Origin of the sequence: Nocardia sp. NPDC004568, assembly GCF_040609955.1 — a bacterium.
GTDB lineage: Bacteria > Actinomycetota > Actinomycetes > Mycobacteriales > Mycobacteriaceae > Nocardia.
Genome location: NZ_JBEXLL010000003.1, coordinates 58,634 through 80,229, shown reverse-complemented (window position 1 = coordinate 80,229; position 21,596 = coordinate 58,634). Strand labels below are relative to the sequence as shown.

At 67.6% G+C, this 21,596-nt stretch carries 21 protein-coding genes and 1 tRNA gene; 11 read left to right on the top strand and 11 right to left on the bottom strand.

The annotated features are described in order from the left end of the window. The first annotated feature begins 100 nt into the window (after positions 1–100). Together ABZV91_RS02335 and ABZV91_RS02330 are read left to right on the top strand one after the other, a co-directional pair. Positions 101–1,735 carry a GMC oxidoreductase gene (locus tag ABZV91_RS02335; protein WP_355234127.1) on the top strand — a complete coding sequence of 545 codons (1,635 nt, stop codon included), beginning with the start codon at positions 101–103 and terminating at the stop codon, positions 1,733–1,735. A gap of 160 nt (positions 1,736–1,895) precedes the next feature. After that, positions 1,896–2,753, top strand: a complete 858-nt coding sequence (locus tag ABZV91_RS02330) for an ion transporter (RefSeq protein ID WP_355234124.1) — start codon at positions 1,896–1,898, stop codon at positions 2,751–2,753. Here the strand turns inward: ABZV91_RS02330 and ABZV91_RS02325 are convergent. The 3 genes from ABZV91_RS02325 to ABZV91_RS02315 form a co-directional block, all read right to left on the bottom strand. Then, entirely contained in the window at positions 2,734–3,945 is a 1,212-nt protein-coding gene (locus tag ABZV91_RS02325) for a low temperature requirement protein A (protein ID WP_355234121.1), read from the bottom strand. The two genes, ABZV91_RS02330 and ABZV91_RS02325, sit on opposite strands and share 20 nt — an antisense overlap. 68 nt (positions 3,946–4,013) lie before the next feature. Continuing rightward, positions 4,014–4,472 (bottom strand): SRPBCC family protein, encoded by a 459-nt coding sequence (locus tag ABZV91_RS02320; protein ID WP_355234118.1) that lies wholly within the window; start codon positions 4,470–4,472, stop codon positions 4,014–4,016. 175 nt (positions 4,473–4,647) lie between these two features. Then, on the bottom strand, positions 4,648–4,833 hold the full coding sequence (locus tag ABZV91_RS02315) for a DUF1918 domain-containing protein (RefSeq protein ID WP_030524229.1): 186 nt from the start codon (positions 4,831–4,833) through the stop codon (positions 4,648–4,650). A gap of 254 nt (positions 4,834–5,087) precedes the next feature. Between ABZV91_RS02315 and ABZV91_RS02310 the strand changes: the two genes are divergently transcribed. The 3 genes from ABZV91_RS02310 (at position 5,088) to ABZV91_RS02300 (ending at position 8,305) form a co-directional block, all read left to right on the top strand. Then, on the top strand, positions 5,088–5,672 hold the full coding sequence (locus tag ABZV91_RS02310; RefSeq protein ID WP_355234113.1) for a dihydrofolate reductase family protein: 585 nt from the start codon (positions 5,088–5,090) through the stop codon (positions 5,670–5,672). Between the two features lie 179 nt (positions 5,673–5,851). After that, complete coding sequence (locus ABZV91_RS02305; protein ID WP_355234110.1) at positions 5,852–7,117, top strand: aspartate kinase; 1,266 nt, start codon at positions 5,852–5,854, stop codon at positions 7,115–7,117. Positions 7,118–7,270: 153 nt separating this feature from the next. Next, on the top strand, positions 7,271–8,305 hold the full coding sequence (locus ABZV91_RS02300; RefSeq protein WP_355234107.1) for an aspartate-semialdehyde dehydrogenase: 1,035 nt from the start codon (positions 7,271–7,273) through the stop codon (positions 8,303–8,305). Between the two features lie 21 nt (positions 8,306–8,326). Here the strand turns inward: ABZV91_RS02300 and ABZV91_RS02295 are convergent, their stop codons facing one another. Continuing rightward, positions 8,327–9,682: a serine hydrolase gene (locus ABZV91_RS02295; RefSeq protein WP_355234104.1), complete on the bottom strand. Its 1,356-nt coding sequence runs from the start codon at positions 9,680–9,682 to the stop codon at positions 8,327–8,329. Between the two features lie 430 nt (positions 9,683–10,112). Between ABZV91_RS02295 and ABZV91_RS02290 the strand changes: the two genes are divergently transcribed. Continuing rightward, on the top strand, positions 10,113–10,427 hold the full coding sequence (locus ABZV91_RS02290; RefSeq protein WP_355234101.1) for a hypothetical protein: 315 nt from the start codon (positions 10,113–10,115) through the stop codon (positions 10,425–10,427). Between the two features lie 569 nt (positions 10,428–10,996). Here ABZV91_RS02290 and ABZV91_RS02285 read toward each other — a convergent pair. Beyond that, the gene (locus ABZV91_RS02285; RefSeq protein ID WP_355234098.1) at positions 10,997–12,265 is read right to left on the bottom strand and encodes an FAD-dependent monooxygenase; all 1,269 of its coding nucleotides are present in this window, start codon (positions 12,263–12,265) and stop codon (positions 10,997–10,999) included. A 106-nt stretch (positions 12,266–12,371) separates the two neighbouring features. On the opposite strand from ABZV91_RS02285, the gene ABZV91_RS02280 reads away from it, so the two are divergent. Both ABZV91_RS02280 and ABZV91_RS02275 read left to right on the top strand, forming a co-directional pair. Then, a complete protein-coding gene (locus ABZV91_RS02280; RefSeq protein ID WP_355234095.1) occupies positions 12,372–12,953 on the top strand; it encodes a helix-turn-helix domain-containing protein in 582 nt (193 codons plus the stop codon). A 122-nt stretch (positions 12,954–13,075) separates the two neighbouring features. Next, positions 13,076–13,213, top strand: coding sequence for a hypothetical protein (locus ABZV91_RS02275; RefSeq protein ID WP_355234092.1), 138 nt, complete (start codon positions 13,076–13,078; stop codon positions 13,211–13,213). A gap of 88 nt (positions 13,214–13,301) precedes the next feature. Here ABZV91_RS02275 and ABZV91_RS02270 read toward each other — a convergent pair whose 3' ends face one another. The 3 genes from ABZV91_RS02270 to ABZV91_RS02260 all read right to left on the bottom strand — a co-directional run bounded on the left by ABZV91_RS02270 (position 13,302) and on the right by ABZV91_RS02260 (position 15,256). Next, entirely contained in the window at positions 13,302–13,856 is a 555-nt protein-coding gene (locus tag ABZV91_RS02270; protein ID WP_355234090.1) for a hypothetical protein, read from the bottom strand. A gap of 278 nt (positions 13,857–14,134) precedes the next feature. Beyond that, a tRNA-Pro gene (locus ABZV91_RS02265) sits at positions 14,135–14,208 on the bottom strand. Between the two features lie 85 nt (positions 14,209–14,293). Beyond that, on the bottom strand, positions 14,294–15,256 hold the full coding sequence (locus ABZV91_RS02260; protein ID WP_063125535.1) for a metallophosphoesterase: 963 nt from the start codon (positions 15,254–15,256) through the stop codon (positions 14,294–14,296). A 203-nt stretch (positions 15,257–15,459) separates the two neighbouring features. Here ABZV91_RS02260 and ABZV91_RS02255 point away from each other — a divergent pair, with 203 nt between their 5' ends. Then, on the top strand, positions 15,460–15,924 hold the full coding sequence (locus ABZV91_RS02255; protein WP_030524219.1) for a GatB/YqeY domain-containing protein: 465 nt from the start codon (positions 15,460–15,462) through the stop codon (positions 15,922–15,924). Between the two features lie 21 nt (positions 15,925–15,945). On the opposite strand, the gene ABZV91_RS02250 is transcribed toward ABZV91_RS02255, so the two are convergent. Further along, complete coding sequence (locus tag ABZV91_RS02250; protein WP_355234086.1) at positions 15,946–18,333, bottom strand: transglycosylase domain-containing protein; 2,388 nt, start codon at positions 18,331–18,333, stop codon at positions 15,946–15,948. A gap of 349 nt (positions 18,334–18,682) precedes the next feature. Here ABZV91_RS02250 and ABZV91_RS02245 point away from each other — a divergent pair, with 349 nt between their 5' ends. Beyond that, positions 18,683–19,006, top strand: coding sequence for a WhiB family transcriptional regulator (locus ABZV91_RS02245; protein ID WP_030524217.1), 324 nt, complete (start codon positions 18,683–18,685; stop codon positions 19,004–19,006). Positions 19,007–19,104: 98 nt separating this feature from the next. On the opposite strand, the gene ABZV91_RS02240 is transcribed toward ABZV91_RS02245, so the two are convergent. Together ABZV91_RS02240 and ABZV91_RS02235 are read right to left on the bottom strand one after the other, a co-directional pair. Beyond that, positions 19,105–20,244, bottom strand: a complete 1,140-nt coding sequence (locus ABZV91_RS02240) for an ArsA family ATPase (protein ID WP_355234083.1) — start codon at positions 20,242–20,244, stop codon at positions 19,105–19,107. Next, positions 20,241–21,260, bottom strand: coding sequence for an ArsA-related P-loop ATPase (locus ABZV91_RS02235; RefSeq protein ID WP_355234421.1), 1,020 nt, complete (start codon positions 21,258–21,260; stop codon positions 20,241–20,243). The genes ABZV91_RS02240 and ABZV91_RS02235 overlap by 4 nt, the downstream gene beginning before the upstream one ends. 168 nt (positions 21,261–21,428) lie before the next feature. Between ABZV91_RS02235 and ABZV91_RS02230 the strand changes: the two genes are divergently transcribed. Continuing rightward, positions 21,429–21,593 (top strand): DUF4177 domain-containing protein, encoded by a 165-nt coding sequence (locus ABZV91_RS02230; RefSeq protein ID WP_355234080.1) that lies wholly within the window; start codon positions 21,429–21,431, stop codon positions 21,591–21,593. Positions 21,594–21,596 lie beyond the last annotated feature (3 nt).

The following is a 21,596-nucleotide window of genomic DNA, read 5'->3' as shown; positions in this document are numbered from 1 at the left end:
TCGTCGCGGAGCCGGATCGGCCTACGCGCCACGACTGTTCACACCCGTCGATTCTCGGTACCATCCGTGCGCTGTTGCGTTACCAGAGAGGTGTCCTGGGGTGGATAGGCGTGCCCTTTTCAAGGCCGCGGGGGCGGCTGCCCTTATCGGTGCGGTGGGGTCGGCGGTTCCGAGATCGGAGGTGGCACTGCCGCGGGCCGCGGCGGAGCCGATCTGGCACGAACTGTTCGCGCAGTGGGTTCCGGAGATTTTCGCGCCGGTGCCGGCGCCCCCCGAGCACACCGAGGCCATAGTGATCGGCTCCGGATTCGGCGCGGCGGTCAGCGCCTTGCGGCTGGCGGAGGCCGGGGTCCTGACCACGGTGCTCGAACGTGGTTCCCGCTGGCCCAACGACCCGTGGCGCGAGATCTTCACCGGCGACGACCTGCCCGACGGCCGCGGTTTCTGGCATACCACCAGCTTCACCGGCGTCACCAAGGTGCCGATGCGGTTCGCCGATTTCGGCGGCGTGCTGGATTGCACCCGTTTCGACGGCATCGACGTCTGGCGCGGCGCGGCGGTAGGCGGTGGCTCGGTCGTTTTCACCGGCGCGATGATCGCGCCGGAACGCCGGCTCTTCGACCACGTCTTCGGCGGCGTGGTCGACTACGGCGAGCTGGACCGCGTGTACTACCCGCGGGTGCGCGCGAAACTGCGGCTGGATCCGATGCCGGAGGATATCTACCGCTCGGCGCCGTTCACCCATTCCCGCGCCTGGGACGACCAGGTGCGCAAGGCCGGTTACCGGCCCGTGCCCAACGACTCCATCTTCACCTGGGATGTCCTGCGTGGTGAACTGTCCGGCGCCGTGCGGACCTCGGCGACTGCCGGACGCAGCAATCTCGGCAACTCCAATGGCGCGAAGTTCGACCTGAACCAGAATTATCTGAAGGACGCCGAGGCCACCGGTAGAGCGAAGATCTACCCCGGCCACCGCGTCGATACGATCGCCCAGGAAGCCGGCGGCCGGTTCGTGGTCACGGTCACCCAGCTCGCCCCCACCGGCGCGGTACTCGCGAAAAGAACCCTCACCTGCGACAAGTTGTTCCTGGGCGCGGGCTCGGTGGGGACCTCCGAACTGCTGGTCCGGGCCCGGGCGACCGGTACGCTGCCGCGGCTCAACGAACATATCGGCGACGGCTGGGGCACCAACGGTGATGTGGTGCTCGCTCGCGGGGCGAGTTCGGTCGCGGGTAACGGGCAGGGTGTGCCCAGTGCCAGCCGGATCTTCGACGACACCGGTACGGCGCTGTCCCTGGAGAACTGGTACATCCCCGGGATCCCGTTCGAGACCGGTGCGCTCGCCTCGCTGGCGATGGTCCTCGATCCGACGCGCGCGCGGTTCGGCTACAACCCCCTCTCCGGTGGTGTGGGGTTGAGCTGGCCGCGCCGGGCCCAGGACGAGGTGACGGCGGCGGCCCGGGCGGTGGACCGGCGTATCGCGGAGCGGGCCGGTGCGGTGGCCGAGTACAGCGCACTCGGATACGACGCCAACGCCCTGTTCACCGCGCACCCGCTCGGCGGCGCGGTGCTGGGCAGGGCGACGGACTCCTACGGCCGGGTGCACGGGCACCCGGGCCTCTACGTCATGGACGGCGCGGCGATCCCGGGCAGCACCGGCACCGTGAACCCATCGCTGACCATCACCGCCTTGGCCGAACGCAATATCGAGGCGATCATCCGCGAGGGCCGCTGACCTCCGGGACAGGCGGCGGGGACCGCGATACCGGAAGACACCGCCCGCGCGCCGGGCGAGTCCTGCTCAGTGGTGCACCGGCCACCGGCCGGCGCCGTGCGCGGGCCATACAGCGGGCCGGCGGGTGATACTGGGCGGCGATCTTTCGGCGTCGAAGGGAATGCAGGTGTCAACACCGTCGTCCACGGAGTCCGGTCCCGGGTACGTATCCGAAACCCCCGAACCCGAGAGTTTTCCGCGGAAACCGCCCGCCCTGTGGACCGATTTCGTCATGCTGGCGCTGGCCGCGATCGCGGTCGTGCTGGTGTGCTGGATCACCTTCTTCGAGGTGGCGCCCGAGACCTACCGGGTCGTCGTCGGTGTCGACTACGCCGTCTGCGCGGTCTTCGCGATCGAATTCCTGTGGCGCTGGCGCCGGGCCGGCTGGCCGTGGACCTTCCCGTTCGTCTACTGGTACGAGGTCCTCGGCATGATCCCGGTGGCCAGCCCGTTCTTCCGGGCCTTCCGGTTGTTGCGGATCGTGGTGATCCTGGTCAGGCTGGCCCGCGTCGCCGACCGGGTGTTCGGCGACCGGGTCACCGCCGCCGTGATCAACCATTCGGTGGGCACGATCGTGGAGGTCATCAAGCGCCCGATGACCATCGCGATCATGGAGGAGGTCACCGCGGTCCTGCGGACCGGGCACTACACCCGCAATATCGCGGTGGCGCTGGAGGAGAACCGCGATGAACTCGACGAGATGATCGTCGAGATGATCAAGAACGATCCGCAGACCGGCCGTGTCCGCTACATCCCGTTCCACGACGAGATCATCCGACTGGTCGCCGACACGGTGTTCCGGATCCTGTTCCAGGTGCTGGCCGATCCGCGCACCGACGAACTCGTGTCAGACATGATCCGGGAGAACGTGGACCAGATCCGCGAATCGGTGCGGACCGGAGTCAAGGTGGCGCCCTCGGCCTACGGTCCGACCGCGCATCACCTCACGGCCCGGCACCTCACCCAGCAGGATGTCTGATGTGGTCGCGGGTCTCCGCGAAGCGCAGGGTCTCCCAGGTGATGAGCGCGGTCAGTACCGCGCACAGCACCGCCAGCGCCGCGAGCGCCGGTAGCTTCGCGGCGAGTGGGGTGAGTACGCACAGCACCGCCACGGTGGCCGGCCGGAGCCATCCGGTCCGGCCCGTGCCGAACCGGCCGAACCCGATCAGGCCCACCAGGTAGAGCACCACGCCGCCGTACAGCGCGACCAGCGGTATCCCGGTCAGCGCGTCGGTGAGCGTGTGCTCGCTCTCGTCGCCGACATAGGACAGCACCTTCTTGAGGCCGAGCGAGAGGGCGATGATGCCGACGATCATCGGGAAATGCCAGAAGGTGTAGCAGGTCCGGGCGAGTTCGATCTGCCGCGCGCCGGTGGCCGCGCGCAGCGCGTGTTCGACCCGGAGGGCGTCGGTGTCGAAGTAGGCCCACCACAGCAGACCCGACACCATGAGCCCGAGCATGGCCGCGACCACTATCGGCCAGGAGACGGGCAGCCCGGCGACGCCGATGCCGATGGCGACGATGGATTCACCCAGCGCCACGATGATGATCAACCCGTGCCGTTCGGCGAAATGCGCGGCGGATCGCAGCCGCCAGTTGTTGCCCGCGAAATGGGTCCACAGGTAGTCGCCGCCGATCGCCGCGATCCACAGGCAGGTCTGGACGGTGCCGTGGGTCTCGGCGGCGATCACCAGCAGTGTGGTGCCGACGGTGATGGATCCGAGCGCCCAGCGCAGCACCTGTCCCCGCAACTGCGCGTCCGCGGCGCTGGCCAGCCAGAACATACCGAGATGGACCAGTCGGACCAGCAGGTATGCCATGGCGAAGACCAGCGGTCCGTACCAGCCGCCGGGGGCGTCGTCGAATGCTTCGGGAATCGTGATGGCGGCCAGGAAACCCCCGCCCATGGCGACGAACATGGCGACCCGGGTCACCCCTTCGTCGGCCCGCACCACATTGCCCAGCCAGGCGTAGTCGATCCACACCCACCACAGCACCGCCAACACCAGCAGCGATCGCAGCATATTGACGGCGGTGGGTTCCTCCGCCGCCAGATCGGTGACCATTGTGAAGGCGAAGACCAGGACCAGGTCGAAGAACAGTTCCAGCTGGGTTACCGAGGCGTTCTCGCCCATCGGCTGGATCCGGCCGCGCCGCGTGAGACCTCGCATGGGCCTATCGTGGCAGTTCCCGGCCCTTTCGGGCGGAGCCGCCGGGCGGGGCGGCCGCGTCGGCGGGCTCAGACGAGGTCGTAGGTCTCGGATTCGGGGAACTGCTCGGCGTAGGCGACGAAATTCTCCACCAGGGCCTCATAGGATTTGCGGACCGCCCGCTTGCCCAGGAACCCGGGCACGGGCAGCGGCGTGTACTGCTCGACGTGCAGCAGCACCTCGCTACCGGTTTCGCCCGCGGTGACCTCGAAGTATCCGCCACCCCTGATACCGCGGGTGCTGTCGGAGACCTCCCAGGACATCCGGTTCTCCGACCAGTCGAACTCCCACACCTGCATATCGGGGGCGTTGGAGACGGAGACCTGGATGAACACCCGGCGCGGCCGTCCCTCCTCGTCGCGTCCGGCCACCCGCGCGTCCTCGAAATCGGGCGACCATTCGGACAGCATCTCGACCGCCATCAACGCGTCCATCACCTGGCCCGGGTCGGCCTCGACGGAGAATCCGATATCGGTCTTCGTACGCATCTGTCCCTCGCACCCCCGGGTTATCACGAATCGGCCACGATTCTTCCTCGGGGGTCGCGTGATCGTCAACACGCAGGTTCGCCGCGGCGGTGATTGTGCCGCCGGGCATACCGGCCGCAGAGGTTTGCGGGCCCGGTCCTGGACCGGGGTCCGCTGTCCCTGCCGCGCGGCCAGGTCAGGGTGTTCGTTCGACTGTCGCGTCCGGGCCGGGAAAGACCAGGGACTCGTGTCCGTCGTCGAAACGCACCAGATACGGCGGCGTTCCGTCGCGGCCGTGAACCTCCACGATCTCGCCCTCGTGGTCGACTTCGCCGACGGTGTGCCCGTGCACGTGCAACCGGTCTCCGACGTTTGCCATCATGCAGCCCATTATTCGAGCCCTATGTCGGGCATCACAACCCCGATCGCGCGGCTATGGGTCATTCGGTGGCGGCTCGTGACCGAGTCGGCCGCCGGATATCGGGTGTGCCGCGTTCGGTCGTCGGATCGATATACGCCCGTGGCAATGGCCGGATCCGCCCGTTCCGGGGTCGAGATCCCGCCTTGACACCACTCCGATTGTAGTACTACGTTCTAACCACTCCGATTGGAGTACTACAGACAGGGTGGTAACTCATGCGAAAACTCGTGTACTACGTCGGCGTCTCCCTCGACGGCTATATCGCCGGTCCCGGGGGAGAGGTCGACTTCTACCCGCTGGGCGACGATATGGCCGAGTGGATCAACGCGCGTTACCCCGAATCGGTCCCCACGCATATCCGCGCACACGCGGGTATCGCGCCCGACGTCCCGAACCGGCACTGGGACACGTTGATCATGGGCCGCGGTACCTACGAGCCCGCCCTGGCAGTGGGTATCACCAGCCCCTACTCCCACCTCGAGCAGTACGTCGTCTCCACCACTCTCGACAGCATCGAGGACCCGGCCGTCGAGCTGGTACGCACCGATCCGGTCGATCTGGTGCGACGGCTCAAGAAGGAGGAAGGGCCACAGGGCAAGGACATCTGGCTCTGCGGCGGCGGCGCACTCGCCGGGACGCTGATCGAGGAGATAGACCAGCTCGTCTTCAAGAGCTATCCGGTGTTGGCCGGAACCGGCGTACCCGTGCTGGGCGGAACCTTCCGGCCCACGCTGTTCGCTCCGGTGCGGCGGCAGGAGTTCGGTAACGGGGCGCAGGTGACCTGGTTCGATCGGATATGAGAGCCGTCACCGCGCCCGTGCGGCCCGCCCGCGCGTGCGGCGGGTCCGCGGGCAGGTAAACGTGACGCCACACGGCTGTGTGTTATTCCACAGCCGGGCCGGATACTCCCGGAACAGCGTGGCCGGCATCGGTACGCTATTGCACTGATCGCCTGTTCGCTGACATTGGAGGACCCCTCGTGGCACTCGTTGTCCAGAAGTACGGAGGATCCTCGGTAGCCTCTGCCGACCGGATCCGTCGCGTCGCCGAACGGATCGTCGAGACGAAGAAGCAGGGCCACGACGTGGTCGTGGTGTGCTCAGCCATGGGCGATACCACCGATGAACTGCTCGACCTGGCCGAACAGGTCTCTCCCGCGCCCCCGGCCCGGGAGATGGACATGCTGCTCACCTCCGGTGAACGCATCTCCAACGCCCTGGTGGCCATGGCCATCCACAGTCTCGGCGCCGAGGCGCGGTCGTTCACCGGCTCCCAGGCCGGTGTCATCACCACGTCGGTGCACGGTAAGGCCAAGATCATCGATGTGACGCCGGGCCGGCTGCGTGAAGCCCTGGACGAGGGCACCATCGTCCTGGTCGCGGGTTTCCAGGGCGTCAGCCAGGACAGCAAGGATGTCACCACGCTCGGCCGTGGTGGTTCCGACACCACCGCGGTGGCGCTGGCCGCCGCGCTGGGGGCCGATGTCTGCGAGATCTACACCGACGTGGACGGGGTCTTCACCGCCGACCCGCGCATCGTGAGCGATGCGCAGAAGCTCGAGCAGGTCTCCTACGAGGAGATGCTCGAGATGGCGGCCTGCGGGTCGAAGGTACTCATGCTGCGCTGCGTCGAGTACGCGCGCCGCTACAACGTGCCCGTGCATGTGCGTTCGTCCTATACCGACAAGCAGGGCACCTATGTATACGGATCGATGGAGGACATTCCCTTGGAACAAGCAATCCTGACGGGCGTCGCGCACGACCGCAGCGAGGCCAAGGTGACCGTGGTCGGGCTGCCGGACGAACCCGGATACGCCGCCAAGGTGTTCCGTTACGTGGCCGAAGCCGAGATCAACATCGATATGGTCCTGCAGAACATCTCCAAGGTGGAAACCGGCAAGACCGACATCACCTTCACCCTCCCGAAGGCCGACGGTGTCCGGGCGGTGGAGATGCTGAGCAAATACCAGAGCGACATCGGCTTCTCCCAGGTGCTCTACGACGACCACATCGGCAAGGTGTCGCTGGTCGGCGCCGGTATGAAGAGTCATCCCGGGGTCACCGCCACCTTCTGTGAGGCGTTGGCCGAGGCCGGTATCAATATCGACCTCATCTCCACCTCCGAGATCCGGATCTCGGTACTGGTCAAGGACACCGAACTCGACGATGCCGTCCAGGTGCTGCATCGCGCGTTCGACCTCGGCGGCGACGAGGTCGCCGTCGTTCACGCCGGAACGGGGCGCTGACATGATCGGGTCAGGCGCGGAGGCGGTAGCGGAGCGTAACCACGGAGCGCTCCCGATCATGTCGAAAGGGCGCTGACATGATCGGGTCAGGCGCGGAGGCGGTAGCGCAGCGTAATCACGTAGCGCTCCCGATCGAGTCGAGAGGATAGAGCCGTGGGTGTGCGGGTAGGTGTGGTCGGCGCGACCGGGCAGGTCGGCGCCGTGATGCGCAAACTTCTGGAAGAACGCGATTTCCCCGCCGACGAGGTGCGCTTCTTCGCCTCGGCGCGCTCGGCCGGGAAGAAGCTGCCGTGGCGCGGCGGTGAGATCGTGGTGGAGGACACCGAGACCGCCGACCCGTCGGGCCTGGATATCGCGCTGTTCTCCGCCGGCGCCACCATGTCGCGGGTGCAGGCGCCGCGGTTCGCCGCCGCGGGGGCCACCGTGATCGACAACTCCTCGGCCTGGCGTAAGGATCCCGAGGTCCCGCTGGTGGTCAGCGAGGTGAACCCGGAGCAGACCCGCAATCTGGTCAAGGGCATCATCGCCAACCCCAACTGCACCACCATGGCCGCGATGCCGGTGCTCAAACCGCTGCACGACGCGGCCGGGTTGCGGCGCCTCATCGTGTCCAGCTACCAGGCGGTATCGGGTAGCGGTCTGGCCGGGGTCGAGGAGCTCGCCTCGCAGACCCGCGCGGTCATCGACGACGCGGAGAAGCTGACCCACGACGGCAGCGCGGTGGATTTCCCGGCCCCGAACAAGTACGTCGCCCCGATCGCGTTCAATGTGCTGGCCCTGGCGGGTTCGCTGGTGGACGACGGTTCCGGGGAGACCGACGAGGACCAGAAGCTGCGCAACGAGAGCCGCAAGATCCTGGGCCTGCCGGATCTGCTGGTGAGCGGGACCTGTGTCCGGGTACCGGTGTTCACCGGGCACTCGCTGTCGGTGAACGCCGAATTCGCCGATCCGCTATCGGTACAGCGAGCTCAGGAGATCTTGGCCAAGGCGCCCGGGGTGGAGTTGGTCGACGTCCCGACGCCGCTGGCGGCCGCCGGTAAGGACGAGTCGCTGGTCGGCCGGATCCGGCAGGATCCGGGTGTCCCGGACGGCCGTGGACTGGCGCTGTTCATCTCCGGCGACAACCTGCGCAAGGGCGCGGCGCTCAACACCATCCAGATCGCCGAGGTTCTCCTCGCCGATCGATGACGGCGTAGGACGCCGCCCGGCTCAGTGGATCCCGGGAGTGCGCGGATCGTTTCCGAGGCACACCAGCAGGACACAGCCGGGCGGCGCGTCGCTGAACGGCGCCGCGAGCGGTTCACCGAGGCAGGCGAACACATCGCAGCCCGGGTAGGCCGAATTACCGATGCCGAAGACCGCGAGCAGGATATCGGTATCGATATAGGAATTCGGGTCGGTGCGCAGTGGCGGTTCCACGTACGGTCCCGGGTCGGGGACCGGGGGTTCGTGGAAGGCGGCCATGAGCCGCCGGAAGAATTCGTGCGGCAGTTCGCCGGTGTGCGCGATGACGCCGGCCGGCCCGTATGCGCTCACATTCCCGAAAACCCCGGTCCACACCACCACCAGGTCCAGGCTCGGGACGACGAAGACGTTCTGCAGGCCCATACCGGCCATCGCGTAGCTGTCCGGCGGCAGGAACGCCGGGTTCTCCGCGCAGCCGGGACCGGTCCAGAACAGGTATCCATAGCAGGGATTGGTCGTCGTCGGTCCGGTCGCGCGGGACAGATACGCGGCGGGCACGATCTGGCGGCCGTTCCAGTTGCCGTGGCCCGCGACCAGCAGCCCGAGTTTGGCCAGATCGTTCGGCGGGATCAGCAGATGCGCGTACCCGTAGGTGTGGCCGGACCGGTCCCGCGCCCAGTACCAGTCGCCGCGTTCGATCCCGAGCGGGTCGAACAGTTCCCGCTGCGCGAAATCCTGTAGCGGTTCACCGACCGCGAGCTCCAGCACATACGACAGCAGATCGACGGTCCGCTGGCTGTAGGTGAAGACAGTGCCCGGTTCGTGGTCCAACGGGACGCCCAGCGCCTGCACCGCGCTGTTGGGGTCGAGCGGTACCGCGCCGGTGAGTCCCTCGGTGACCACGCCGGTGCGCATCCCCGAGGTCTCGGTGAGCAGATTCTCCACCGTGATCGCCCGGCGCCGCGCGTCGCCGAGTCCCGGCGGCAGGTACCGGCCGATGGGCGCCTCGATATCGATACGGCCCGCTCCGGCCGCGATCCCGGTGAGCAGCGAGACCACGCTCTTGGTCACACTCCACACATTCCACGGGGTATTACCGGTGCGCTCATTGCCCGGGCCTTCGCCGACCAGGCAGTTGTGCCGGAAGACCTGGATGTCGAGGCGATTGCGGGACGCGGCGAAAGCCAGTGCGCCGGTCAGCCGGGCTGCGTCCAGCCCCACCTGTTCCGGTGCGGCCCGGGCCGGTTCCCGGCCGGAGGACACCTCGCACCGGGTTGTGCCGGCGATTTCCGGTACCGCGTGCGCCTGCGTCGCGAAGAGCTGTCCCGCCATCAGTGTTACCGCTGTGACCCCCGCCAGGAGCCCACCGAAACGCACCATGCGGATCACCCTAATGGGCGTCCGATCGAAGGGCCGGTTATCGCGCGGCCCGGACAGCACGACGCCCCTGCCCGGTCGGATGACCGGCTCAGGGGCGAGTTACCGGCACGATTCTCGTGGTGCCGGCGGGTTGTCGGCGCGGGGCCCGGCTAGAGCAGGCCGAACCAGTAGACCGCACAGGCCAGGGCCCATAACACCAACGTGTCCATCCACACTCCCACTCGTTGTCGTAGCGGATACCTCCATGATGCCCGAGATGCCCCGATCTCGGAGCAGGTCCTCCGGCTGTGCTCCGACCTTGTCTGCACTGTGACGAATCGTCGTCGCAGCGTTATAAGTTCACGTTAAGTACCTGCCAAGCGCGGGGGCGCATTGTTGGTGTCGAGGCCGGGACAACCGGTAACGAGAACACCGCGAAGAGGAACCCGCAATGATCAGGAAGCTGACCGTCACGCCCGCTCCGGGCGGCGCCGCCGCTGCTGCCGAGCGCACCGCGGCGACCGAAGGTGGGCCGGGCGCCGCTCCGGCCGACCGGCCCGCAGTGCCGGAGAAGTCGATGCCGATATCGGTGCACTCGCCGATCGCGCCGCGGCGCGCTGCCGCCGTGGCCGATGCCGGTGGTTCCCGGTCGCGAGCCGTGCCGCGCGAGCCGGTCTGCTCGACGCCGACGAACCGGAGAACCGCCGCGCGGGTGGCGACCAGCCGATCCGGACGGGCGCCGACCTGCCACCGGCCGGCTGCCTGACCCGGGACGGTCACACCGAACTCGGCGTAGGCGGCCGCTGCGGTGGTCGCCACGTCGCGGGGGCGGGTGCGGACCGGTGCCTGGGGAGGAACCGCAAAGTGCCCGGTGGGGGACGGATCCGGGGGCGGGTTCCGTCGGGGAGGGGTGAGGTGGGTTTCCGGACCTGGGGAGGACCGGAATCCCCTCGAAGGGTGGGGGCCGCGGGAACCGGTGGGGAGCCGGGGACCGCGGGTGGGTGGGTCGGTCTGTCCCGCGGGGTGGCAGACCGGCCCATCGGCCGGCGGCAGTGTACGTCCGGGCCGGTCTCGCGGGGTGACCGGCCCGGACGGCCATCGAGCGATAGTTCGGCTCTTCCGGATGCTCGGCAGCGGAATCGGACACGGTGCGAATGTGGCCGATCCGATCCACTTGCCAGCGAAAGGTAACCGTTCGAGGAAGCGGCGATGGTGTCGCGGTCGGGTGACAGTGGAGACGACAGTAGGTGGGTCTCCTGGTGTGGTGGTCGCCGGCGGAACCGGATTTGTCGGATCGTGGGCTCATGGTGGAGTCCGCGGCGGCGGTCGATCCGGTTACCGCGGCAGAGTTCCCTGTTCCGCCGTGGAGAGTTCGGTGGAGTAGTCGGGCAGGGCGTAGTCGTCGGTGCCGGACAACATGCGGGTCATCAGTGGTTGCATGATCCGGGAGGTGGTGAACCGGACGAGGGCCAGGGAAGCCCGGATCCCCGCCGGGGTGCGCGGGGTCATGGCCTTCACGCCACCTGGCGGGAGCTGCTGCGCGGAGGCCACGAACGGGCGCAGTGTCTCGTTGTACCGGGCCAGTGCGGCGGCGGGCCGGTCGGGGGTGCGCATGATCTCGCCGACCAGAATGTAGGCGCCGACCAGAGCCATGGCCGTGCCCTGTCCGCTCAGTGGCGACCCGCAGTACCCGGCATCTCCGACCAGCGCGATCCGCTCGGTCGTCCAGCGTGGCATGGTGATGCGCGCGAGTTCGTCGAAGTAGAAGTCCTCGGCCCGGTCCATGGCCGCGTCGACTTCGGGGACCAGCCACCCGCCGACCGCCAGCCCCTCCCGGAGCAACCGCTTCTGGGCCGCCGTATCGCGCCGCAGCGCTGGATCGGCGGGACGCCGGATGCTGATCATCGCCTTCGTGGTCGCCGGGTCGGCGTCCGGCCGGAAGGCGAGGAAGGTGCCGCCGGGCAACAGTTGCACGGTCATCCAGTGCGGCCGGACCCCCGCCGGGGTCGGCATGGTGAAGTACGAGGTGTACCCGCCGAGGTAGGTGCTGTACTGCTCTTCCGGCCCGAAGGCGAGCCGCCGGGTGGCGGAGTGCAGACCGTCGGCACCGACCACCAGGTCGAATTCCTCGGCGGCTCCGGAGGCGAACTCCACCGAGACGCCGCCGGCATGCTCGCGCAGGGCGTGGATCCGTTCGCCGTACCGGTAGTCGACTCCGGGTGCGCCGGGGCGTGCGGCTTCCGCGTCGACGGCGTCCAGCAGGACCTGGTTCAGATCGCCACGGGTGATCTCGATCTCGGCCACCGCCCCTTTGCCGTCGAACAGTTCGGCCGGCATCCGGGCTGCCTCGCGACCGGTGGAATCCACATACACCATGCCCCGTTCGTCGAGTTGGTACCGGCGGATACCCGGCATCAGGCCCATTCGCTCCGCCACGATCCGGCTGGGCCCACGCAGGTCGACGGCCTGACCACCAGGCCGGGGCGCGGCCGCGCGTTCGATGACCGTGGGCCGGATGCCGGCGCGCAGCAGTTGCAGGGCGACCGCGTTACCGGCGATACCGCCGCCGGAGACGAGTACGCGCGGGGTGGTCTGTGTGGTCATCGGATTCCTCACTCAGCTGTTTGATCGAACGTCTTAGACGTATGTCTAACACAGATGTAGAACGAACGTCTAGAACAGATGTCTAATACGTGGTTAGAGTGGGGGCATGGGAAACAAGGAGGACCTACTCGTGGCCGCGCGCACCTGCATCTACGAGCGCGGGTTCGCCGCCACCACGGCCCGCGACATCGCCACCACCGCGGGAGTCAGCCTGGCCGCCATCGGCTACCACTTCGGTTCGAAGGACCGCCTGCTCACCGAGGCCTTTACCGACGAGACGGGCCGGGTGATCGGTGACGACCTCGAACGACGGATCAGGGCAACCGCCGGTCAATCGGCGGGCGCTGCGTTTCCACAGGTCTGGGACGGCATAGCCGAGCTGTTCGACCGCAACCGGGACGTGCTGGTGGCGAGTATGGAGAACGTGGTCCGCATCTATCGGACGCCCAGCGAACAGCCGCGGATGGGGGAGATGTACGAGATCGCGGTCTCCGGGATCGCGGATCTGGTCGCCGAGTCCTACCCCGGCCTCGACGGTTCCCGGGCGCGCGCCGTCGCCGAGTTGTACTTCGTGATCCTCAACGGTCTGGTGATGCAGTGGATGAGCAGTCCGGACGCCGAAGTGCCGAGTGGGGCCCGGCTGGGCGAGGCGCTCAGCGCCCTGACCTCGGACGATCTTTCCGAGTAGGACCTCGAATCGCCGAGTTCGCCGCGTGCGGCCGGCGGCCGCACGCGGCGGCGCGGAATATCGCCGCGGATCCCCACGTTTGGCTCGGTTCGATAGCTATCGAACCGGAGGGTAGGCGAACTATGCGGGTCACCGGTTTCGACGAACCCGAGGGTCCCGAGGTGCCACGCGAATTCGAACTGTCCTTGCGGGTGGCGGACCTGCTACCGGCCGACCACGCGAGCGAAGCCCATCACAGGCTGGAACGAGGCGGGTTGTGAGGACGGATGGTCCCCGAGTTCTGATCCCGGATTGCGGACGCGCCGGAGCGAACTCTGCACAAGATTGCCGCCGAGCCCCGTGTGTGGGTCACTGACCGACGACCCGGTGCGGAACACCCCAGCCCGTATGCGGTGACCACAACCATGCCGCGAGTAGGTAGTAGCTGACCACGATCGCAGGTGACAGCCACGCAGCCACAGCTGAACGACGTCTGGTGCCGAACAACACGGCGAACACGGGCGTCGCGGCAAGGGCGCTCGCTACGCCCATCGTCTCGAGTGCAGGCCCGGCCCGATGGAGGCAGTCGAACGAAGAGAGCCCGCCTGAACCACCGCACATATCCGGAAGCAACAGGTAGTGGAAAATGGAGGCTGACCCGCTGAGCAGCAACGCGGCACCACCTACGATGAACCCGCAGTCCGTCAGCTCGTCGTTCGTTATCACCGGGGAGTCCCGGGGATTGGCGATAGGCAATGCCGGGGCAAGGGACAGGGCAGCAGCAATCAATGCGGCAGTCAGCGCTCCAGCGAGCCACCAAGACTCCGACAGCGCGATCAAGAGCCAGAATACGAACACCGGTGCCGCCCAACCAAGACAGACGATCGCCAGCTGGGAACCGCGTCCGGTGAGAATCGTGAGCATCCCGAAAGAATGCCACGCTGCCGGGTTGGGTCGTCGTGGCTGGAAACCACCCGATGTCGGCAGCCACCGGCGCTCTACAGATCGGACGGCCGCGTCCGGAAGCTGCGTAGCCGAGCTGACTGGGTCGTATCCGAGGTGGTGTGAGCGCGCGGGGCGCGCTCACACCGGCCTTCGGCTGCGGACCGGCCTCGAAACTGAATCCGCATCGGTCCGAAACGAAACTCGGCCCCTGACCATCGGTATGGTCAGGGGCCGAATCGTGTCTCGACCAACACGAGTCGGGGTGGCGGGATTTGAACCCACGACCTCTTCGTCCCGAACGAAGCGCGCTACCAAGCTGCGCCACACCCCGTGAAGCGGACCTGCGATAGCTTACATCAGGTCCGGTCCGGAAAAGAAACCGACTGTTCAGGGCCTATTTTCCGGTAGCTCCGGGGTTATCGCGCGACTGCCTGCGAGGTCGACACCCCGTGGCCGGAATCGGCGGCGGGCTGCTTGGGGGGCACCGCCACGAGGGTGAGCAGTGTGGCCTCGGGCCGGCAGCAGAAGCGGTACGGCGCCCAAGGGGAGGTGCCGATACCGGCCGAGACGTGCAGCCGGGTGTGCGCACCCCATTTGGAGGGGCCCTTGACCCGCGACCGGTCGATATCGCAGTTGGTGACCAGGGCGCCGTATCCGGGCAGGCAGAGCTGGCCGCCGTGCGTGTGCCCGGCGAGGATCAGGTCGTAGCCGTCATCGGCGAATCGGTCCAGCACCCGCGGCTCGGGCGAGTGGGTCAGGCCGATGCGGAGGTCGGCGAGCGGGTTCGGGGCGCCGGCGATCGTGTCGTAGCGGTCGCGCTGCAGGTGCGGATCGTCGACACCCGCGCTGGCGATGCGGATCCCGCCGACCTCGATATCGCGGCGGGTGTGCGTCAGGTCCAGCCAACCGCGCTCGGTGAACGCCGCGCGCAGATCCTTCCAGGGCAGCGGGGCGCCGTGCACACGTTTGTGGTTCTTGTCGAAGTACTTCAGCGGGTTCTTGGGGACCGGCGCGAAGTAGTCGTTGCTGCCGAACACGAACAGACCCGGCCGGGACAACAGACCGCCCAGCGACTGGACCACCGCGGGCACGGCCTTCTGATGGGACAGGTTGTCGCCGGTGTTGATCACCAGGTCGGGTTCGAGCCGGTCGAGTTCGCGCAACCACTGCTGTTTGAGCTTCTGCCCGGGCGTCATGTGCAGATCGCTGATGTGCAATACCCGCAGCGGAGCCGAGCCCGGTCGCAGTACCGGCATCGTGGCTTCGCGCAGAACAAAGGCATTGCGTTCGATCAATGAGGCATAGCCGACTCCGGCCGCCGCGGCTCCGGCGGCGCCGAATACGGTTCGGCGAAGGACCGACGTCGAGATCACGGGCATTTGCCCAGCATAGGTGACCAGGTCGCCGGGCGCGCAGCGTGTTGAGCCACAGTTTCGGCCGTGTGGCGGGCAGATGACACGCCGCTTCGGCTGCGGACATGCCCGTGGCCTCGGGAAACGATCGATCGGCCCGTCGGCGAACACGCCCGGTTCAGCGGGTAATCCGGTGGGCGTGGCGGGGTGCAGCGGCTACCGTTCTGCCCATGTCGGAACTGAAATCGAGGCTGCGCGCCGATATGACCGCCGCGATGAAGGCGAAGGATTCGCTGCGGCTGAACACTCTGCGGATGCTGCTGGCCGCCATCCAGACCAGCGAGGTCGCCGGGAAGGAAGCCCGCGAACTGTCCGACGCCGAGGTGGTGGCGGTGCTCACCAAGGAGTCGAAGAAACGCAATGAATCGGCCGAGATCTACACCCAGGCGGGCCGCGGCGAGCTGGCGGCCAACGAACACGCCGAGGCGCGGATCATCGACGAGTACCTGCCCACGCAGTTGACCGACGCCGAGGTGGCCGACCTGGCCGATACCGCGATCGCCCAGGTCGCCGAGGAACTCGGTGAGCGGCCCGGGATGCGGCAGATGGGCCAGGTCATGAAGGTGGCCTCCGGGCTGGCCGCCGGGAAGGCCGACGGCTCGCGGATCTCGGCGGCGGTGAAGGCGCGGCTGTAGGACCGCGCCCGCACCGCCGGGTCAGCGTGGGATGGGCACCGGAATGGGGATCGGCGGCAGGAACGGCGGCAGCGGCAACCCGGGAGCGTTCGGGGTGGGCGCTGCCGGCCGGCCCGGCGGCGGTGGTTCGCGGACGGTGCCGTCGCTGACGTAGATCGTCACCTGCGATCCGGGGATCGCCGACCCGTTCGGCGTCGATCCGGTGACCGTGCCCTTGGGCGCCGAGCCCGGCGAGGTCACCGTGGTGACCTTGAAGCCGGCGCCGGTGAGAGCCCCGGTGGCTTCGCCCGTGGTCATCCCGACGACGTCGGGCACCTGTGCGTTCTCCGCGCCGCGGACGTATTTCTCGTCCACCGGCGGCAGGGCCGGCGGCGGGAAGTTGCCCACTACCGGCTTGACCGCGCCGAACCAGGTGCGAGCGGGTTCGTTACCGCCGAACAGGCCGTTGGCGTCGCTGGCCGGGCAGTTGCGCAGCGGGAAGGAGCAGATCTCCCCGGGGGTCGGGCTGTCGCCGTAGACGTAGACAGCGCCCGCGAGCGAGTTGGTGAAGCCGAGGAACGCCGACGACCGGTGGCTCTCGGTGGTACCCGTCTTGGCCGAGACGGGGAGGTTCCAGCCGGTGCTCCCGGCGGCCGCCGAGGCGGTACCACCACCGGCGGAGTCCTTGCCCATGGCATTGGCGAGCGTATTCGCCAGACCCGGCTCGACCACCTGTTCACACGCCTGCTCGGTGAGCGGGACGGGTTTGCCGTAGCGGTCGATCACTTCCGCGATCGGTGAGGGCGGGCACCAGGTGCCTCCGGAGGCCAGGGTGGCGGCGACATTGGACAGTTCCAGCGGATTCACCGCCAGCGGGCCCAGGGTGAACGAGCCGAGATTCTGGCCCTTGATCATATCGGCCAGGCTCTGGTTGTCGTCGTGGCCGGAGGTACCGGGCTCGGTGTAGGAGCGCAGGCCCAGCCGGACGGCCATATCCACGGTCGGGGTCACGCCGACGGCCTGGATGAGTTTCACGAAGGCCGTGTTCGGTGAGGTGGCCAGCGCCTCGGTCACCGACATCGGTGACCGGTAGTTGCCCGCGTTCTCGACGCAGTATGTCTCCGGTGGGCACCCGGGGGCGCCGCCGTTACCCATGCCGCGGGCGTCGAACCGAGACGGCACATCGAGCTGGGCGTTGGTGCCCATACCCTTCTCCATTGCCGCGGCGGTGGTGAAGAGTTTGAACACCGAACCCGCGCCGTCGCCGACCATGGAGTACGGCTGACCGAGCAGTGTTTCGTGCGCGTCCCGGTTCAGGCCGTAGGTGCGGCTGCTCGCCATCGCCAGCAGGGGATGCTTGTCCTTGCCCGGCCCGATCAGCGACATGAGCGAGGCGATGTTCTCCAGATGTGGGTCGGCGTTCGTATTGACCGAGCGCTTCACCGAATCCTGGACGGCGGGGTCCAGGGTGGTGCGGATCAGGTAGCCGCCCTTTTCGATCTGTTCCTTGCTGAGCCCGGCCTCGGCCAGGTATTGCAAGGCGTAGTCGCAGAAGAACCCGCGGTCGCCCGCCGCGATGCAACCCCGGGGCAGACCCTTCGGTTCGGGCAGTACACCCAGTGGCTGCGATTTCGCCGCGTGGAACTCCGCGGCCCGGCTGGGGATGTTCTGCATCAGGGTGTCCAGCACGGTGTTACGGCGCGCGGTGACCCCCTCCGGATTGGTGTAGGGGTTCAGTTTGGAGCTGGACTGCACCATGCCGGCCAGCATGGCCGACTGGGCGATGTTCAGGTCCTTGGCGTCGATACCGAAATAGGTCTGGGCGGCGTCCTGGATGCCGTAGGAGGAATTACCGAACGGGACCAGGTTCAGATAGCGGGTGAGGACCTCGTCCTTGGTGAGTTCCTTGTCGAGGGTCAGCGCCATGCGGATCTCGCGGATCTTGCGCGCGGGGGTGGTCTCGATGGCGGCCCGGCGTTCGGCGTCGGTCTTGGCGACCACGAGCAGGTTGAAGTTCTTGACGTACTGCTGGTCGATGGTCGAGGCGCCCTGCTGGACCTCGCCGCTGCTGGTGTTGGTCAGGAAGGCGCGGATGGTGCCCTGCCAGTCGACGCCGTGGTGGTCGGCGAAGCGCTTGTCCTCGATGGAGACGATGGCCAGCTTCATATCGTTGGAGATCTGGTCGCTGGGCACTTCGAACCGGCGCTGCTCGTAGAGCCAGGCGATGGGATTGCCGGCCGCGTCCACCATGGTGGACACGGCGGGGACGGTTCCCTCGACCAGTTCCGCGGACACGTTGTCGACGGCGTCGGCGGCGCGGTTCGAGACGAATCCGAAACCTCCGGCGACCGGGAACAACAATCCGGCTACGAGCACGGAGGCGAGTACACAGCTGCCCGCCAGCTTGAGGAGCGCACGTGTGATCGGCACAGCACCAGCGTAGAGGGTCACCGTTCGGGGTTCGTGACGTGTGGACTCCGGGTGTTGTTCTCGCTGATCAGTGTATTGAGCGGGGAGTATCGCGCAGGGCGCTTGACGTGCGTTTACGGGCCGGAGGGTGAGTGGCGACCCCCGGTTCGCAGGCACGGACGTACCAAAAAGTCATCACTCGGTCTTGCGCAATCGGCATACCTTTACCTAGATTGAGAGCTCAGTGTGATAGAGCTAACACTCAATGTGGAATGTGGTGCACTTCGCAGCGGGGTTCGGGTTGCTGCGTAGTGGACGCGATTCCGGAGCGCCGTGACCCGGTGTTCGGACTGGCAAAGGGGCACACCAAATGCACATGACAACCCCCGTCGCTCGATTGGACGTAGAGCAGGCCGAAGCGAGGATCGCCTGGGTGGCCCAGGCCCGATGCAAGGAAGTGGATCCCGATCAACTGTTCGTACGCGGCGCCGCCCAGCGCAAGGCGGCGACGATCTGCCGGCACTGCCCGGTCCTGATGGAGTGCGGAGCGGACGCTCTGGACAACAGGGTCGAGTTCGGGGTGTGGGGTGGTATGACCGAGCGCCAGCGGCGAGCGCTGCTCAAACAGCATCCCGAGGTGACTTCGTGGTCGGACTTCTTCCACGCGCAGCGCCAGCACCAGGTGGCTATGTAAATCAAATCCCTATTGGACTACCGACCGCCGGGCACTCGAGATTTCGGGTGCCCGGCGGTTTGCCCGGTCGGGGCGAGCGGGACCGTGGCCGGACAAGGTCAGCTGTCCCCGGCGGTCTGCGTTCCGGCCAATTGCGCCCCGACCGCCCGCAGTGCGGCCAGATCGGTCACATCGAACGGCAGCGCGGTCACCGAGACGATCGGCACCCGCGGATGCGCGCCCGTGAACCGGTGCAGCAGATGCTGTTCGCGCCGCGCGGTCGCGACCCGCTGCGCGTGGACACGCAACACCCCGGCCGATAGCGGATCCGAATCGTCGAGCCCGTCGGCGGCAGTGAGGGCGTGATCCGAGGGCAGCGAGCACAGCACCGGATGAGTCCGGTTGAGTACCAGCCCGGCCAGCGGCATCTGTTCGGTGGACAGCCGGTCCACGAAGAACGACGCCTCGCGCAGTGCGTCGTGTTCCGGTGCGGCGACCACCAGGAAATGGGTACCGGGCTTGGCCAGCATGGCGAATGTGCGGTTGGCCCGCTCCTGGAAGCCGCCGAACAGCGATTCCAGTGATTGCAGGAAATTCGAGGCGTCCTTGAGCATCTGGCCACCCACAATGGTCGACACCCCGCGTACGGCCAGGGCCATGGCGCCCGTGACGAACCGCCCCACGCCCCGGCCGGGAGCCATGATGACCCGGATCATCCGGCCCTCCAAGAAGGTGCCGAGGCGTTTGGGGGCATCGAGGAAGTCCAGGGCGTTGCGCGAGGGCGGGGTGTCCACGACGATCAGATCCCATTCCCGGCGCCCGGCGAGCTGGCCGAGTTTCTCCATCGCCATGTACTCCTGGGTGCCGCCGAACGAGGAGGCCACCGCCTGATAGAAGGGGTTGGCGAAGATCTGCTCGGCCTTGTCGGCGGTGGTGTGCTCCAGCACCATCTCGTCGAAGGTGCGTCGCATGTTCAGCATCATGGCGTGCAATTCGCCCTTGGCCTCCGGCCCCAGCTCCACCCGCTGCGGACTGTTGTCCAGGTCCGCGACGCCCAGCGACTGGGCCAGTCGGCGGGCCGGGTCGATGGTGAGCACGACCACCTTGCGTCCCTGCTCGGCCGCGCGCAACGCGATCGCCGCCGCCGTGGTGGTTTTACCGACGCCGCCGGAACCGCAGCACACCACGACGCGGGCCGTCGGGTCGCCGAGGATGGTCGAGATGTCGAGGGGGGCCGGACCGGCCGGTCGGGTGCTCATCGGACTCCCTGCTCGCTCAGATGGGCGGCCAGTTCGTAGAGACCGCCCAGGTCCATGCCGTTGGCGAGGGCGGGCAGCAACAGCCGGGCGACCTCCAGGTCGAGGAGTTCGGCCGCACTGGTGTCCTGCGCGCCGAGGGTGGCCGAATGTTCCACTGTCTCGGTGAGCAGACCCGCGAAGTCGGCGGCGGACAGGGTGATCCCGGCGGATTCCAGTCCGGTACGCACGGCGTCGGCATCCAGTTCACCGGCTGCCGCGGCCGCCCGCGTCTGTGCGCTGAGCGGGCTGTGTACGGCGCGGTTGACGATCACGCTGCCGATACGCAGATCGTTTCCGCGCAGCTCGGCGATGGCGTCCAGGGTCTCCTGGACCGGTAGCGCCTCGAGCAGCGTCACCAGGTGGATCACCGTCTGGTCCGAATGCAGCAGTTTGGACACCCCGTCGGCCTGGGCAGCGATCGGGCCGCCCTTGGCGAGTTCGGCCATGGCCTGGGTGACATCGAGGAAACTGGCGATCCGGCCGGTCGGCGGCGCGTCGACGACCACCTCGTCGTAGACGGGACGCCCGGTCTTGTCGGACCGGACCACGCATTCCTTGATCTTGCCGGTCAGGATGACATCGCGCAGGCCCGGCGCGATGGTGGTGACGAAATCTATGGCGCCCATCCGGCGCATCGCCCGGCCGGCGAAGCCGAGGTTGTAGAACATATCGAGGTATTCCAGGAACGCGTGCTCGATATCGAGTGCCAGGGCCACCACTTCGCCGCCACCGTCGGCGGTCGCGATCTTCGTCTCGGTGGGTGGCAGCGGCGGCAGATCGAACAGCTGGGCGATCGACTGGCGATTCTCCACCTCGACCAGCAGTACCCGTCGCCCCCCGGCGGCCAACGCCAGCGCCAGCGACGCGGACACCGTCGACTTACCGGTGCCGCCCTTACCGGATACGTAGTGCAGGCGGGCGTTCGTCGCGCTGTCGGGCCACCCCGTCTTCAGGCCCGGTTCGGCCGATTCCGACATCGTCGTTGGTTCTGCCACGGTCGCGAGCCTATAACTCGCGCTGGACGGATGCCCGCATACTGTGGTTTGTGCGGTTGTGGTGTACCAGACACCGGGACCGCCCCTCTATCACCGGACCCGCGGTCGCGCCGTGGGCCTCGCGAACGGCACCCAGTAGGCTCCGTGCGCATGAGCGATGTGACCGAGTGGGAATACGCTACCGTACCGCTGCTGACGCATGCGACCAAACAGATCCTGGATCAGTGGGGCGCCGACGGCTGGGAGCTGGTGACCGTACTGCCCGGGCCGACCGGTGAGCAGCACGTCGCCTACCTCAAGCGGCCGAAGCAGTAAGCG

Coding starts and splice junctions, on each gene's coding strand:
- ABZV91_RS02255 (WP_030524219.1), top strand. CDS start 15,460: ATGTCGGAACTGAAATCGAGGCTGCGCGCCGATATGACCGCCGCGATG.
- ABZV91_RS02315 (WP_030524229.1), bottom strand. CDS start 4,833: ATGATGGCAAACGTCGGAGACCGGTTGCACGTGCACGGGCACACCGTC.
- ABZV91_RS02310 (WP_355234113.1), top strand. CDS start 5,088: ATGCGAAAACTCGTGTACTACGTCGGCGTCTCCCTCGACGGCTATATC.
- ABZV91_RS02245 (WP_030524217.1), top strand. CDS start 18,683: ATGCACATGACAACCCCCGTCGCTCGATTGGACGTAGAGCAGGCCGAA.
- ABZV91_RS02295 (WP_355234104.1), bottom strand. CDS start 9,682: ATGGTGCGTTTCGGTGGGCTCCTGGCGGGGGTCACAGCGGTAACACTG.
- ABZV91_RS02290 (WP_355234101.1), top strand. CDS start 10,113: ATGATCAGGAAGCTGACCGTCACGCCCGCTCCGGGCGGCGCCGCCGCT.
- ABZV91_RS02320 (WP_355234118.1), bottom strand. CDS start 4,472: ATGCGTACGAAGACCGATATCGGATTCTCCGTCGAGGCCGACCCGGGC.
- ABZV91_RS02275 (WP_355234092.1), top strand. CDS start 13,076: ATGCGGGTCACCGGTTTCGACGAACCCGAGGGTCCCGAGGTGCCACGC.
- ABZV91_RS02270 (WP_355234090.1), bottom strand. CDS start 13,856: ATGCTCACGATTCTCACCGGACGCGGTTCCCAGCTGGCGATCGTCTGT.
- ABZV91_RS02235 (WP_355234421.1), bottom strand. CDS start 21,260: ATGTCGGAATCGGCCGAACCGGGCCTGAAGACGGGGTGGCCCGACAGC.
- ABZV91_RS02325 (WP_355234121.1), bottom strand. CDS start 3,945: ATGCGAGGTCTCACGCGGCGCGGCCGGATCCAGCCGATGGGCGAGAAC.
- ABZV91_RS02330 (WP_355234124.1), top strand. CDS start 1,896: ATGCAGGTGTCAACACCGTCGTCCACGGAGTCCGGTCCCGGGTACGTA.
- ABZV91_RS02230 (WP_355234080.1), top strand. CDS start 21,429: ATGAGCGATGTGACCGAGTGGGAATACGCTACCGTACCGCTGCTGACG.
- ABZV91_RS02260 (WP_063125535.1), bottom strand. CDS start 15,256: ATGCCCGTGATCTCGACGTCGGTCCTTCGCCGAACCGTATTCGGCGCC.
- ABZV91_RS02280 (WP_355234095.1), top strand. CDS start 12,372: ATGGGAAACAAGGAGGACCTACTCGTGGCCGCGCGCACCTGCATCTAC.
- ABZV91_RS02285 (WP_355234098.1), bottom strand. CDS start 12,265: ATGACCACACAGACCACCCCGCGCGTACTCGTCTCCGGCGGCGGTATC.
- ABZV91_RS02240 (WP_355234083.1), bottom strand. CDS start 20,244: ATGAGCACCCGACCGGCCGGTCCGGCCCCCCTCGACATCTCGACCATC.